Source organism: Enterobacter sp. PL_is379 (genome assembly GCF_055817355.1).
Genome location: NZ_JBVPGT010000022.1, coordinates 14,475 through 29,074 on the forward strand (window position 1 = coordinate 14,475; position 14,600 = coordinate 29,074).

General features: G+C 52.8%; 11 protein-coding genes. 4 read left to right on the forward strand and 7 right to left on the reverse strand.

The annotated features are described in order from the left end of the window. Positions 1-43 precede the first annotated feature (43 nt). A complete protein-coding gene (locus AC0TOY_RS03985; RefSeq protein WP_370883578.1) occupies positions 44-2,461 on the reverse strand; it encodes a glycogen/starch/alpha-glucan phosphorylase in 2,418 nt (805 codons plus the stop codon). Between the two features lie 260 nt (positions 2,462-2,721). Then, positions 2,722-4,338, reverse strand: a complete 1,617-nt coding sequence (locus tag AC0TOY_RS03990) for a peptide ABC transporter substrate-binding protein (RefSeq protein ID WP_473721508.1) — start codon at positions 4,336-4,338, stop codon at positions 2,722-2,724. A 185-nt stretch (positions 4,339-4,523) separates the two neighbouring features. Between AC0TOY_RS03990 and mpaA the strand changes: the two genes are divergently transcribed. Continuing rightward, on the forward strand, positions 4,524-5,237 hold the full coding sequence (mpaA, locus tag AC0TOY_RS03995) for a murein tripeptide amidase MpaA (RefSeq protein ID WP_208762960.1): 714 nt from the start codon (positions 4,524-4,526) through the stop codon (positions 5,235-5,237). On the opposite strand, the gene ycjG is transcribed toward mpaA, so the two are convergent. After that, positions 5,228-6,193, reverse strand: a complete 966-nt coding sequence (gene ycjG / locus AC0TOY_RS04000) for an L-Ala-D/L-Glu epimerase (protein WP_032647522.1) — start codon at positions 6,191-6,193, stop codon at positions 5,228-5,230. The genes mpaA and ycjG overlap by 10 nt on opposite strands. Positions 6,194-6,300: 107 nt before the next feature. On the opposite strand from ycjG, the gene tpx reads away from it, so the two are divergent. Both tpx and AC0TOY_RS04010 read left to right on the forward strand, forming a co-directional pair. Beyond that, the gene (tpx, locus tag AC0TOY_RS04005; protein WP_023335907.1) at positions 6,301-6,807 is read left to right on the forward strand and encodes a thiol peroxidase; all 507 of its coding nucleotides are present in this window, start codon (positions 6,301-6,303) and stop codon (positions 6,805-6,807) included. A gap of 275 nt (positions 6,808-7,082) precedes the next feature. After that, positions 7,083-8,291: an aldose 1-epimerase family protein gene (locus AC0TOY_RS04010; RefSeq protein ID WP_024907154.1), complete on the forward strand. Its 1,209-nt coding sequence runs from the start codon at positions 7,083-7,085 to the stop codon at positions 8,289-8,291. Between the two features lie 37 nt (positions 8,292-8,328). Here AC0TOY_RS04010 and tyrR read toward each other — a convergent pair whose 3' ends face one another. From tyrR to AC0TOY_RS04025, 3 genes are all read right to left on the reverse strand, one after another. Continuing rightward, on the reverse strand, positions 8,329-9,870 hold the full coding sequence (gene tyrR / locus AC0TOY_RS04015; RefSeq protein WP_023312028.1) for a transcriptional regulator TyrR: 1,542 nt from the start codon (positions 9,868-9,870) through the stop codon (positions 8,329-8,331). 112 nt (positions 9,871-9,982) lie between these two features. After that, on the reverse strand, positions 9,983-11,035 hold the full coding sequence (locus tag AC0TOY_RS04020; protein ID WP_473721509.1) for a TIGR01620 family protein: 1,053 nt from the start codon (positions 11,033-11,035) through the stop codon (positions 9,983-9,985). Then, positions 11,032-12,429, reverse strand: coding sequence for a YcjX family GTP-binding protein (locus AC0TOY_RS04025; protein ID WP_024907152.1), 1,398 nt, complete (start codon positions 12,427-12,429; stop codon positions 11,032-11,034). The genes AC0TOY_RS04020 and AC0TOY_RS04025 overlap by 4 nt, the downstream gene beginning before the upstream one ends. A 155-nt stretch (positions 12,430-12,584) precedes the next feature. On the opposite strand from AC0TOY_RS04025, the gene AC0TOY_RS04030 reads away from it, so the two are divergent. Continuing rightward, positions 12,585-13,595, forward strand: coding sequence for a LacI family DNA-binding transcriptional regulator (locus tag AC0TOY_RS04030; protein WP_473721510.1), 1,011 nt, complete (start codon positions 12,585-12,587; stop codon positions 13,593-13,595). A 34-nt stretch (positions 13,596-13,629) separates the two neighbouring features. Here the strand turns inward: AC0TOY_RS04030 and AC0TOY_RS04035 are convergent, their stop codons facing one another. Continuing rightward, positions 13,630-14,544, reverse strand: coding sequence for an OmpG family monomeric porin (locus tag AC0TOY_RS04035; protein WP_208762964.1), 915 nt, complete (start codon positions 14,542-14,544; stop codon positions 13,630-13,632). Between the last annotated feature and the right edge of the window lie 56 nt (positions 14,545-14,600).

Here is a 14,600-nt window from a genome sequence, read left to right on the forward strand (position 1 = left end):
GTGCACCGGCATCGCTCCCGGAAGGCAACCGGAAGCATGACCCTCAGCAATTTATTCCCCAAATATCCCTTGCATATCCCTGAATGGTTCTGTCACTCGAAAACTCCCCCATTCGGCTAATATTTAGCAACGCTTTTCGATGCCACTGGCGCGGATGTTCAAAATCCGCCATTGCCTGACGTTGGGTTTGACTGTAGCTGTCAAAATCCAGCAGATGACAATAATGATCGGCTGTTGTCAACATATGGTGTAGCTGTGCAAAAATTTCACGATCGGCGGTAAATTCGCCAGAAATAAGCGTATCCACTATACGCATCATTCGAGGATCGCTCTGACGATAGAAACGATTATTATCGCCATTTGAACGCATTTCATTGATTTCTTCAGCCGTCGCGCCGAAAAGATAGAAGTTTTCTACCCCAACAGCATTAAGAATTTCTATGTTGGCACCATCATACGTACCCATTGTTAACGCACCATTCAGCGCGAACTTCATATTACTGGTTCCAGATGCCTCCGTACCTGCTGTGGATATCTGTTCAGACAGGTCTGTTGCCGGTATTATGCTTTCGGCTAAGGAGACTTTGTAATCCTCAAGAAAAATGACTTTCAGCTGTCCGGCAATACGCGCATCGCTGTTGATTTTATTCGCAACAGCATTAATTAACTGAATAATAAGCTTTGCCATTCGATAACCGGGTGCCGCTTTACCTGCAAAAAGATGCACCTTAGGCGCTATGGTTCTCCCATTCTCTTTAATATCAATATAGAGAGAAATGACGTGAAGAATATTCAGAAGCTGGCGCTTGTATTCGTGAATGCGTTTTACCTGACAATCAAACATTGCCATAGGGTCCAACATAATCCCATAACGTTGTGAAACAATCTGGCTCAGCGCGGATTTATTTTTGAATTTAATGCCGCGGATATGATCGATCACCCCCGTATCATCCGCATGCTTCTCCAGCTGTCGAAGCATATGTAAATCCGTCGGCCATCGGGTACCCAATTGCTGATTCAGAAACGCGGCAAGATTTGGGTTAGCCTGCTGCAACCATCTGCGCGGTGTAATGCCGTTGGTCTGATTAATGAATTTATCTGGCGTAATAAAATAAAAATCGGGAACCAGGTGCGTTTTGATAAGCTCGGAATGGAGCATCGCCACCCCATTTACACAATGACTCCCGACGATGGCAAGATTTGCCATCCTGATACTTTTCTCGTTGTCCCCCGAAAACAGAGACAAGGAGGTCAACAAATGCGGTTTGTCTGGCCATCGGGAGGCGACATCCGCAAGAAAACGGTGGTTAATCTCAAAAATAATCTGCAAGTGCCGCGGCAACAGTTTTTCAAACAACGCCACTGGCCAGGTTTCCAGGGCCTCAGGCATCAGCGTGTGGTTCGTGTATGCACAGGTTCTTTGGGTGATATCCCAGGCCTGGTGCCAGGGAAGGTTATGTTCATCTACAAGTATTCGCATCAACTCGACAACAGCCAGCGCGGGATGCGTATCATTAAGCTGGATAGCAACATGCTTCGGCAATAAAGAAATATCCGTTTCAATTTCAGTATATTCACGAAAAATATCACGCAAAGTACATGCCACAAGAAAATACTCCTGAGTAAGTCTGAGCTCCTTACCTGAGAGAATTTCATCAGAAGGATAGAGTATTTTTGAGATATTTTCAGAAGCTATTTTTTCACTAACTGCTTTTATATAATCACCATGATTGAAAATATGAATATTGAAAGAGTTAGAAGCTACGGCACTGTATAAACGAAGTTTATTAGTGGTGTTACCTCTGTAACCAGAAACGAAATAATCATTAGGAATGCCTACGATGGTATTCCATCCCATCCACATTGGATTGTAATTACCATTAACATCATCTGAATGTTCAATGAAACCACCAATGGGGATCAGCATAGCCTGGCTATGGTGTTCAACTAGCCAGGGGGAGTGCATGGAATGCCAGTCATCTGGATGTTCGACTTGCTGACCATTCTCAAACGTCTGCCTGAATAAACCATACTCGTATTTGATACCATGCCCTGAAGCAGCAATATCTAACGTAGCCATAGAATCGATGAAGCAGGCGGCCAGGCGCCCTAAACCCCCATTCCCAAGTGCCGCATCGGGTTCTTCATCAAAAATATTATCAAAATCAAATCCGAGCTCATTGACAACCTGACGCATATCATCTAGCAAATTCATATTCATCAGGTTGTTACGCAATGACTGCCCGAGTAAAAATTCCATTGAGAGATAATAAACGCGTTTTTTCTTTTCAGCGCGCTGCCGGGCCTGACTATCGAGAAAGCGATCTTGCTGAAAATACCGCACTGCCAGCGCCACAGCATTGAATATATCGCCGTTGGTAGCCTTGTCCAGGCTAACGCATAACGTATATTTTAATTGTGTTTCGACAAGTTCACGCAACTCTCTGTTAGTGAAAGACATATTGACCTCACTGGAGTTACTGCATGTTTTTAATATGCAGAACACAAGATATTATTTTGTTCAAGTGTAGATGGCGATTTTCAACACATGCAATTTTTACCCACAATTACGTATTGTGTTTTTTGAATCGCCTGATAAATATCAGCGCGAGTATCGTCAGGAAAGTGTTATTTTCTGCTGTGGCGGGAGAGGATCAGAAGGAGCAACTGGCGCTGTACTCCGCGCCAGTTCTGGATTTTGTAGTAGTTAGGTCCTGGGCGTCAGTGTTTCTCAATATACATTGTCCGGCTATACGCCACGTCTTCCGGGTTATTGATGGGGTAGCCTTTCACCCAGGGCTTAATCAGACGACCATTGGTGTACTGATAAATTGGCGCGATGGGCGCTTTCTCCATGAGGATTTTCTCCGCCATGTTGTAGTCCGTATTACGCGCTTTCGCCGTGGTTTCCAGCGTCGCCTGATGGATAATTTTATCGTAGGCTGGCTCATTGAAACGCGAGATATTGCCGCTGTGGGTTGAGGTCAGCAGGGACAGGAAGGTCGATGGCTCGTTGTAATCGCCTACCCATGACGCGCGGATCACATCAAAATTACCGGTATTACGGCTGTCGATATAGGTTTTCCACTCCTGGTTTTGCAGCTTGACGTCCACACCGAGATTTTTCTTCCACATTGACGCCACCGCAATGGCGATTTTCTGGTGGTTTTCCGAGGTGTTGTACAGCAGGGTCAACTTCAGCGGACGCTGAGGACCGTAGCCTGCGGCCTGGAGCAAGGTTTTCGCCTGAGCATTCAGCTCCTGCTGCGACATCTGCTCGAACGGTGAAGGTTCAGGCGTGAAGCCCGCCGTCACGTCAGGCGTGAAATGCCAGGCCGGCTTCTCACCGGTACCTAATACCTTCTCCGCCATAATGCGGCGATCGATGGTCATGCTCAGGGCAAGACGAACCCGTGCATCGGCCGTCGGGCCCTTTTGCGTGTTAAACGCGTAGTAATAGGTTCCGAGCTGAGGCGGCGTATACACCTGTCCCGGAATGTCCTTCAGGAGCTTCTGATACATGTTTTTCGGGAACGATTCGGTGATATCAATATCCCCCGCCAGATAGCGTTTGGTGGCGGATGATTCCTGATTGATCGGAATGAAGGTCACTTTTTGCAGGACTGTTTTCGCATTGTCCCAGTAGTGAGTATTCGGAACGACAACCAGTTTTTCATTCACCACGCGGTCGTTCAGGACGTATGCGCCATTGCCCACCAGGGCACCCGGACGCGTCCACTCTTTACCGCTTTCAACGTTCGCTTTTTGTACCGGATAGAAGGCAAAGTTTGCCGTCAGGTTGCTGAACCACGGTAGCGGTTTGTCCAGCTGGACGCGTAAGGTTCTGGCATCCACCGCCGTCACGCCCAGGGTGTCAGGCGCCGCTTTACCATCGATAATGGCCTGCGCGTTGTTGATACCCGCCAGCGCCGCAAACCAGGCAAACGGAGACGTGGTTTTCGGGTCAACCAGACGCTGCCAGCTGTAGACAAAATCCTGCGCGGTGACGGGCGTACCGTCACACCATTTCGCGTTGTCACGCAGGGTGAACGTCCAGATACGGTTATCGTTGCTCTGCCAGCGCGTCGCCACGCCCGGAGTGAGTTCCCCCTTCTCGTTCTGATTCACCAGCCCTTCGAAAAGATCGCGAATCACCTGAATCTCGGGCAACCCCACCGCTTTTGCCGGATCGAGCGAGGCAGGTTCGTCTTTAATATGCCTGACCAGCTCCTGTTTTTGCGCCAGTACCGTGCCCTGCGGCACATCAGCAGCGTATGAGAGTGTAGAGAGCCCGCACAGACACAGTGCGGTAAAAAGACGCGAAACAGGATGCTTCATAAGATCCCCTTTAATAAATTCAGGTAACAAGCAGATGCGTAATTATTTGTTTCGACAATAAGAAATGCAAATAACTTACGCCTGAATAGTGATTTAAGGCAATTCTCAGCCGTTACGGAAACTATTTGATTAACAGCGGCTTTTGCACAACACTGCCAGTAGAGACTTTTTTATCAGGATTTCGTATGGCAACCACCCGACCACGCGCGGAACGCGGCGCCTTTCCTCCGGGCGCTGAACAATATGGCCGCTCATTTTTAGGCGCATCGCTGATCTGGTTCCCGGCACCCGATGCCGATCGCGACAGCGGTTTGATCATTGCCGGCACGCACGGTGATGAGAACTCGTCTGTCGTCACGCTCTCGTGCGCGCTGCGGACGCTGACGCCGTCATTACGACGCCATCACGTGATTCTTGCCGTGAATCCGGATGGCTGCCAGCTTGGATTACGGGCAAATGCGAGGGGGATCGACCTGAACCGTAATTTCCCGGCGGCAAACTGGCGCGCCGGAGAAACGGTGTATCGCTGGAACAGCTCAGCCGAGGAGCGGGACGTGGTGCTGCTGACGGGAGACAAGCCCGGCTCGGAGCCTGAAACGCAGGCGCTGTGCCAGCTTATCCATAAGATCCACCCCGCCTGGGTTGTCTCCTTCCACGATCCGCTGGCCTGCATTGAAGATCCGCGTCACTCCGACCTGGGCGCGTGGCTGGCACAGGCTTTCGGCCTGCCGCTCGTCACCAGCGTGGGGTATGAAACACCCGGATCATTCGGAAGCTGGTGTGCCGATTTGAGCCTGCCCTGCATCACCGCTGAATTCCCGCCGATATCCTCCGACGAAGCCAGCGAAATTTACCTAAAAGCGATGATGGAGCTTCTGCGCTGGCAGCCTCAGAGATGAAGCACGCCGCTGGTAAATTTAAGGGCCGGTGAAACGTCAACCGCCAGCCACGTCGGGCCATCCAGATCGGCGAAACGAACCTGGTTGACCAGCGGCAGCGCCGCGCCGATCGCCCGGGAGGTGCAGAGCATGCATCCCAGCATCAGGGCGAACCCCTGCGCCCGGGCTTCCGCTGCAAGGGCCAGGGCTTCTGTCAGTCCGCCTGCCTTGTCGAGCTTGATATTGACCATCTCATAGCAGCCCTTAAGCTCGCTCAAATTTTCGCGGGTGTGGCAGCTTTCATCCGCGCACACGGGCAACGGATGGATAAAATTCTTCAGCGCTGCATCCTCTTTTACCGGCAGAGGCTGCTCCAGCATCGCTACGCCCAGATCGGCCAGCAGCTGGCATCGCGCGGCCAGCCCCTCGGGATGCCACGACTCGTTGGCGTCCACAATCAGCGTGGCTGAGGGCACCGCCGAGCGAATAGCGACCATCCGCTCGCTGATCAGACGATCGTCGAGCTTCACTTTTAACAGCGTGGCCCCGGCGTCATAGAGCGCTTTTGCGCTGGCGGCCATTTGCTCCGGCTCACCAATCACGACCGTCTGCGCCGTCACGACGGTCTCCGGCAGCACCACACCCAGCAAGGACGTCAGCGATTTTTGCTGCTTAGCGGCTTCAAGGCTCCAGAGCGCACAGTCGATGGCGTTGCGCGCCGCCCCGGCGGGTAAACGCTGCTGTAACGCCTCGCGCGTGAGCCCTTTTTGCAGGTCAGGCACCAGGGTCATGATCTGCGCCATCACCGACGCAGGACTTTCTCCGTAGCGCGGGTAAGGCGTACATTCCCCGACGCCTTTCATACCCTCTTCTTCGATTTCAACTACGACCACGCTGGCTTCACTTCGGCTGCCGCGGGAGATCACAAACGGGGTATGCAATGGCCAGGCTTCTTCATAGACCTTAACGCTTCTCATCACTGACTCCTTGCGGCCCGGTAAGGCGAAAAATTTGGTTTGCCGTGTTATCCGCTGATGGCATACACTAGCCCCGACGTTAACTATATGTAAACAGGAAGATATCTATGTCACAACTCGTTCATTTCCAGGGCAACCCGGTTGCTGTAGCAGGTTCCATTCCGCAGGCTGGCAGCAAAGCGCAGGCTTTTACTCTGGTGGCTAAAGATCTGTCTGACGTCACACTGGCTCAGTTTGCGGGCAAACGCAAAGTACTGAACATTTTCCCAAGCATTGATACCGGCGTTTGTGCCGCATCCGTGCGTAAATTCAACCAGCTGGCGACTGAAATGGACAACACCGTTGTGCTGTGTATTTCCGCTGACCTGCCGTTTGCCCAGTCCCGTTTCTGCGGTGCCGAAGGCCTGAGCAACGTTATTACCCTCTCCACCCTGCGCAGCGCAGATTTCCTCGAGAAATATGGCGTCAGCATTGCTGAAGGCCCACTGAAGGGTCTGGCAGCACGTGCTGTACTGGTTCTGGATGAAAACGACACCGTCGTCTTCAGCGAACTGGTTAACGAAATCACCACCGAGCCGGACTACACTGCCGCGCTGGACGTGCTGAAAGCATAATAAGTCCTTAGCATTCTATACAACTTATTCTCAACCTCGCTGCGGCGGGGTTTTTTATTACTTCAAAGCTGAATCGTTAAAGCTTAAATGCTCGTAAGTCACATTAATCATGCAATAACTTAGGCAATATGTAACATGAGCGTGATCAATAACGCATAATAATCGTTAAAATTCCCTATTTTCATCCCCAGTGAAGCACATCACATTTCCCTTTTTGTCTAAACATTAGATTTGCTTACGAAAGAAAATAATCGTTTCAGCAAAAAGGATAATATATGAAGATTAAATTCGCTTTTACGCTCCTTGCGGTCCTGATTTCTGGTCATGCTGCGGCTAAAACCTGGGTGCTGACAAGCGCTGAAAGCAGCGTAGAGAAAGGAAACTGGAAGATTTCCAGTGACGAGCTGAAAGTTAAGGATCAAACGTTCAGCATTGAGCAAAAAGTCTTACATGGCGGTAAGCAGGAAGGCAGCAAAGTCATCATTATTAGCAGCAAAGATGGCCTCACCATCACCCTGAGCCCGACCCGCGGGATGAACCTTCTGCACGTAGAAGGCTTTGGCACCAGACTGGGTTGGAATTCCCCCGTCAAAGAGGTCGTTAATCCGGCTTATATCAATCTTGAAAGCCGCAACGGTCTCGGCTGGCTGGATGGTTTCAACGAGATGATGGTGCGCTGTGGCTATGAGTGGACAGGGCACCCGGTCACCGCGGACGGGCAAATTTACACCCTGCATGGCAGAGCCGGTAATACACCGGTATCGCAGGTAGAGGTCGAGGTTGCGGATGCCGCTCCGCATGAGATCCGCGTTCGGGGTTTGATCAAAGAGAGCACCTTTAAAAAAGCGGATCTGCAAACCATGACAGAACTGCGCTACGTCCCCGGAACCAACCAGTTCAGCCTGCATGATGTTCTGACCAACCATGCAGATTACCCTCATGATTACCAAATCATCTATCACAGCAACTTCGGCACGCCAATCCTCGAAGAAGGCGCCCGATTCCTTGCGCCTGCGGTGAGCGTGAGCCCATTCAATGACTACGCCAAAGCGGGCGTTAACGACTGGCAAACCTACGCCGGGCCGACAAAGGGCTTTGATGAGATGGTCTTTAACATTAAACCGCTCGCAGACAACAACCACGAAACGCTCGCGGCAGTGGTCAATAAAGCCGGAGATAAAGGCGCATCAATCCAGTTTGATACGCGCCAGCTGCCCGTGCTGACCTTATGGAAAAATACCGACACGCTGAAGCAGGGTTATGTCACGGGCATCGAACCGGGTACCAGCTACGCCTACCCCGTGACGATTGAACGCGAGCAGAAGCGGGTTAAGCAGCTGGAGCCAGGCGCCAGCGCGCAGTTTGATCTGACCTATACCCTGCTGCACAGCCCGCAGCAGGTGAAAGACGTCGAAAGCAGGATTGCGTCGATTCAGGGAGAGACAAAAACAGAAATCGTTAACACGCCGATGGCGAAGGAATAAACGTAAAGTAAAAAGCCTCTTTGCAGAGGCTTTTTTGTTATTCGTCACCTTTCTTATGATTCAAACCGTACTCACGCAGCTTATTCGCGATCGCGGTGTGCGAGACGCCAAGACGTTTTGCCAGCTTGCGGGTGCTGGGATAGCTGCGGTACAGCTGCGTCAGCACAGAACGCTCGAAACGGCTGGTGATGTCGTCCAGCGACCCTTCCATCGCCTCTTCGCCTACCGATACCGTTCCGGCGTCGTAATCCGGCAGCAGGATATCCTGCGGACGTAGCTCATACCCTTCAAGCTGGGTCAGCGCGCGATATACGGCGTTTTTGAGCTGACGAATGTTGCCCGGCCAGCCGTAGCGCATGAGCACCGTGCCAAGATCGGCAGACAGTTTCGGACGCGGCACCCCCTGCTCGTCGGCAAAGCGGGCGACGAAGAGCTCCGTAAGCGGCATGATGTCCTGGGGGCAATCGCGCAGCGGCGGAATATTCAGCGTCAGGACGTTGAGGCGGTAATAGAGATCTTCGCGGAAGATCCCCTTTTGCACGAGTTCAACCAGGTTTTTCTGGGTGGCGCAAATGACGCGCACGTCCACATGCACTTCGTGATCCTCACCGACGCGGCGGAACGTTCCGTCGTTCAGGAAACGCAGCAGCTTAGCCTGCATACGCGGCGACATTTCGCCGATTTCGTCCAGCAGCACCGAGCCGCCGTTAGCCTGCTCGAAGAACCCTTTCTTGCCTTCCGGCGCGTGACCAAACAGCTCGCTTTCAACGGCATCTTCCGGAATAGAGGCGCAGTTGAGTGCCAGATAGGGCTTAGCCGCACGCGGACTCGCCAGATGCACGGCATGAGCCAGCAAGTCTTTCCCGGTGCCGGTATCCCCGGTAATCAGCAGCGGCGCGGTCAGGCTTGCGAGCTTGCGCGCCTGATCAACCACATGGCGCATTTTCGGACTGACGGCAATAATCTGGCTGAATGCACCAACGTCCTGACTGGAGAGGTTTTGCAGCTGGCGACCCATGCGTAACGTCGAGCGCAGCATGATCACTGCCCCGGTCAACACGCGAGTATTCCCTTCTCCTTTCAGATAGACCGGCGTGATCTCCATCAGGAAATTCTGTCCGTTAATCACCACATGCTCGCTAAGCGTGTTCTGCGGATTGCTGTCCAGCCAGCGCTGGAAGTTAAAGCCGGGGATCAGCTGCGCGGCGTTATGATTGCTAAGCTTCTCCTGACTCTGCGCGAACAGCTGGCAGCTCGCGTGGTTAACGCGCTCAACTTTGCTCTTCAAATCCAGGGAGAGGAACGGCTCGGGCATGGCTTCCAGCAGCGCGCTCAGGGCCAGGTGCTCACGCTCAGAGGGCATCCAGGGAATGGTGCGTACATCCGTAACGCCAGCGATACGGCGGATTTCCGCCATCAGGCTGCTGAAGGTATTAAATTCAATTTCGGCAAAATTGAGGTAAATTCGCCCGACAGGATCGATCTCAATGCCACGTAAATCAATGCTACGTAAAACAAGAAGATCGAGTAATTCGCGGGTCAGACCGAGACGGTCTTCACAGAAGACTTCAAGACGCATGGGAAATTCACCGTTTTAAGCCAATAACAGTAAAATGATATGTCAGAACACGGTGATCCGGAAGATGGCTGTCAACAAATATTGACAGCCAGCACGATTAGTGAACAAAACCTCACGGAGTCGGTTTTTTATTGAGCGTCTCTTTGAGCTGGCCGATCAGCTCACGCCTGAAATCCCCCAGCCGGGGCTTATCGCCATCAATCCACGGCAGCGGACGGCAGACCTCCATCGCTTTAATTCCCAAACGCGCCGTTAATAATCCCGCGCCGATACCCTGAGCGGCACGGGCAGAAAGACGCGCCGCCAGATCCTGTGACATCCAGTCCATGCCCACTTCGCGCACCAGCTCACTCGCCCCGGCGAACGCGATATTGAGCAGGACCAGTTTGAACAGTCTGAGCCGACTGTAGTAACCCAGCTCTATGCCGTAAAGGTTCGCAATACGGTTGATCAGGCGCAGGTTGCGCCAGGCGATAAAGGCCATATCGACCAGCGCCAGCGGGCTCACGGCAATCATCAGGGTGGATTCCGCCGCAGAGCGGCTGATCTCGCGTCGCGCCTGGGCATCCAGCACCGGCTGAACCATATGGGAGTAGAGCGTCACCACTTCCCGGTCATTCTGGGTTTCATGGATGGCGGCATACCAGCGCTGAAGCGCCGGATGCGACTGATCGATTCCGGCCTGGCTGGCCAGCTTTTCACAGAACGCGCGACCTTTCCCGGTGCCGTGGCTGTGTAGCAGATCCCGCGCTTCATCACGCTCGTGCGCGCGCTGGCGCAAACGCCAGAGCCGACGCCACTCGGTGGCAACCGACCCGATGCCCGCCCCCACAATCAGCGCGCCCGCGGCACATCCGCCCAGCGCGACCCAGTCCTGAGTATGCCAGGCATTCATCGTCCACTGCACGCCCTGCCCAACCACGCTTACGCCAAACAGCGCCAGACCGGCGGTGACCATCTTGCGCCACAGACTGCGTTTTGGACGCAGAGCGGCTTCCACAACCGCCTCCGCCGGTCCTTCTTCGACGCCAGGCTCCTCAGTCAGGGCCGGGGCAAAGTTATCCGCCTGCGTGCCGCTGAACGTCTGCGAGGTTTTGAACTCCTCCTGAGGATCCTTCTCAAGCGTTCCGGTAAAGTCTATGCGCGGTTTTAACGGTTCCGTCATCGCAATTTATCTCCAATCAAAAACTCCAGCGCCGCATCCAGACGGATGTGTGGTAATGGCCTGTCGACGCTCATTGCCTGCGGGCGGAAGGCTTCAAACTGGAAGCCCTGGTTCTGCCAGAAGGCCTGACCCGGCAGCCGCGCAGGCACTTCGCCCGGATACACGGTAAGCGGTTCACCGTCGCTGAGCCGGTTCCCGCGTAATGCCGGTATTTTCTCACCGTTAAGGTCAATCAGCCCGCTTTGCGTCGCCTGCACGGACGCGAGACCAAGGCAATCCATGCCGATCCCTTCGAAGGCGGCGTTTTGCCAGGCGTCCTGCACCAGCTGCTGCAGCAGCGACACCATATTGGCATGCTGGTCGACCGTGACGTGATCGGCCTTCGTGGCCGCAAAGAGCAGTTTATCGATTACCGGTGAGAACAGACGGCGAAACAGCGTCCGCTGCCCGTAGTGAAAACTTTGCATCAGCTGCGTCAGCGCAAGGCGCATATCGTTGAAGGCCTGTGGCCCGCTGTTAAGCGGCTGCAGACAATCCACCAGCACAATCTGGCGGTCAAATCGCAAAAAGTGGTTTTTATAGAATCCCTTGACCACTTTTTCACAGTAGTAATGGTAACGCTCACGCAGCATCCCGGCGTTAGTGTGCTTATCCGCCTGCGCCAGCGTCGACTCGCCCACCCCGTCCACATCCGGCCAGGGGAAAAACTGAAGCGCAGGCGCGCCCGCTAAATCACCCGGCAGAACAAATCGCCCCGGCTGAATGAAGTGTAACCCTTCCTGCTTGCACTGGTGCAAATACGCCGTCCAGGCGTCGGCAATGGCCGCCAGGCGGTTTTCATCGGCCGGCGCAAGCGGGTCCAGACCTTCGCACAGCTGTCGCCATTTGGCCGACCACCCGGCGCGCTGCCCCTGCAACAGGCCCGTCATCTGGCGGGACCAGCTAAGGTAATCCTGCGCCAGCATCGGCAGGTCGAGCAGCCATTCGCCGGGGTAATCGACGATTTCCAGGTACAGCGTGGAGGTATCCTTGAAGTGGCGCATCAGGGATTCATTCGAGCGAAAACGCAGCGCGAGGCGAATTTCACTGACCCCTCGCGTCGGCGTCGGCCAGGTGGGCGGATCGCCATAGAGCTGCGCCAGCCCTTCGTCATAGGTAAAACGTGGAATACCAAAATCCCGCTGTGGGACGCGCTTCACGCCCAGCAGGCGTTCTTCCCGCACCGCGCTAAGCAACGGCAGACGCGCCCCGGCGTGCAGGTTCAGGAGCTGGTTTACCATCGCGGTGATAAACGCTGTCTTACCGCTGCGGCTCAGCCCCGTCACGGCCAGACGCAGATGACGGTCAACGCCACGGTTCACCAGTGAATTGATTTCGTTCTTAAGTCGCTTCATCGCCGTCCTTCGTTGCCTGGAAGCCTTGAATGCATGGCTTCAGAATACAATAAATGGGGGCAGATCGTTGATTATCAATTCTTATTTATTGCTATTGCCGTTTTCTCTCCAGTAAGATGAACGGCATTGCTGTCAGTCCGGAGTGAGTAAGGTGTATGTCACCCACCATCTATGATATCGCACGGGTTGCGGGCGTATCGAAATCAACCGTTTCCCGCGTTCTGAATAAACAAACGAATATTTCTCCCGAAGCACGTGACAAAGTGCTGAAGGCGATTGACGAATTAAATTATCAGCCCAACAAATTGGCTCGCGCCCTGACCTCTTCAGGCTTTGATGCCATTATGGTTATTTCGACCCGTTCAACCAAAACCACTGCCGGTAATCCCTTTTTCTCCGATGTCCTTCATGCCATTACGGCAAAAGCGGAAGAAGAAGGGTTTGATGTTATTTTACAAACGTCAAAGAGCAGCGAAGACGATCTGCTGAAATGTGTAAATAAAATAAAACAGAAAATGATCAAAGGGATCATTATGCTGAGTTCACCCGCAAATGAATCCTTTTTCACCACGCTGGATGCATATGGCGTACCGGTAGTAGTTATCGGCAAAGTGGAAGGTGAGTATCAGAATATTTATTCCGTGGACACGGATAATTTTCATGACAGCGCCACGCTGACCGAAACTTTTATAAAAAACGGTCGCCGAAAAATTGCCTGCCTGCATGCGCCGCTTGATTATCATGTTTCGATCGATCGTCTGGCGGGTTATAAGGCCAGCCTGGAAAAGCACCATATTGCCATTAACCCGGACTGGATCAGGGAGGGCGGTTATACCCATGAGAGTGCGCTTGCGGCGGCTCTGGAACTGTTGTCGTCACCCACGCCGCCTGATGCGGTATTTGCGACCGACAGCATGAAGTTGCTCAGCCTCTATCGTGCGGCGGATGAGTTGAATCTGATGATCCCGGAACAGGTGGTGATAGCCGGATACAGCGACCCGATGCTGTCTCTCATTTTAACGCCCGCACCTGGCGGCTTTGATATCCCCACACGAAAACTGGGGGAAGAGAGCTGCGATCTTCTTTTCAGGCGTATTGCCGGTCAGCCCGCCCCGCAAAAAGTGCTGGTTGATACCCACTTTTTGTTGGCTGCTTCCCTTCGCTAAAACCAGGGGCTTATTGCCCCTGGCGTGTCGTCGGTCAGAACGCGTAGTTTACGCCAACCCCCGCATAGTGGAAGCGGTCGTTTTCACCCTCGTCATGATTTTCCCACTCATAGGCGTATTCCAGCGTCATGGATAAACCGTTGTTGAAGTCATAGGCGTACTGCATACCCAGTCGGTTGAAATTATGCCCTTCACGCTCAGGATCGTCCTGCCAGTCCCAGTTCGTCCAGCGATCAAGTCCCAGTCGAGTGTAAGGCGTTAGGGTCGTCTGGCCCAATGAAATAGGCAGATAGGCGCGAATTTCCTGGGTGGAGAATTCACCGTTATTACGGGTACTGTCCATATTGAAGCCGCGCTCTAAATAGTAATTCACTTTAGCCACAAAGGTTTCGTTAATGGTCCATGTAAAGCCCGTTTCGGTTTCTACGCGGCTGTCAGCATAGCCGGTTTTTTCCAGATCGTTGGCAAACTGATACATGGCAAACCAGCCGCTAAAGCGCCAGTCATCGGTTAATTTAATGTCCCAGTCAGGCTGAATTTTGTAGCGCTGCATATTCGCGCTGCCGTCTTTGGCACCGTGTTCATCTTTAAAGTGATAACCATAATTTCGGAAACCACCGGTCAGACCGAAAGTAAAATCATCGGTTCCGATAAAGCGATAGCGTAATTCAAATTCAGGACGGTCAAAATAGGTTCCACGGGTCATACTGCTGTAATCAACCGGCCCCTCCTGATACATCGCCAGAGAAATAGTCCACGCATCCCAGGTTGCATTAAACCACACGGAGGGTTCATATAATCCATCTTTATCGTCGGCCTGACCTTCAACGTTTTCTATTTCATACATCGCGCCAATATTAAATTCCCACTGTTTAGCTGTTTCTGATGCTTGTGCGCAGCTAACCCCTGCGCACAGAACGAGCGCAGCACTTCTTAGTAGAGTACCCATTAAATATTCCCTTTATAATTTACAAACAAAAAAACCGGAAATTTGCATTTCCGGCA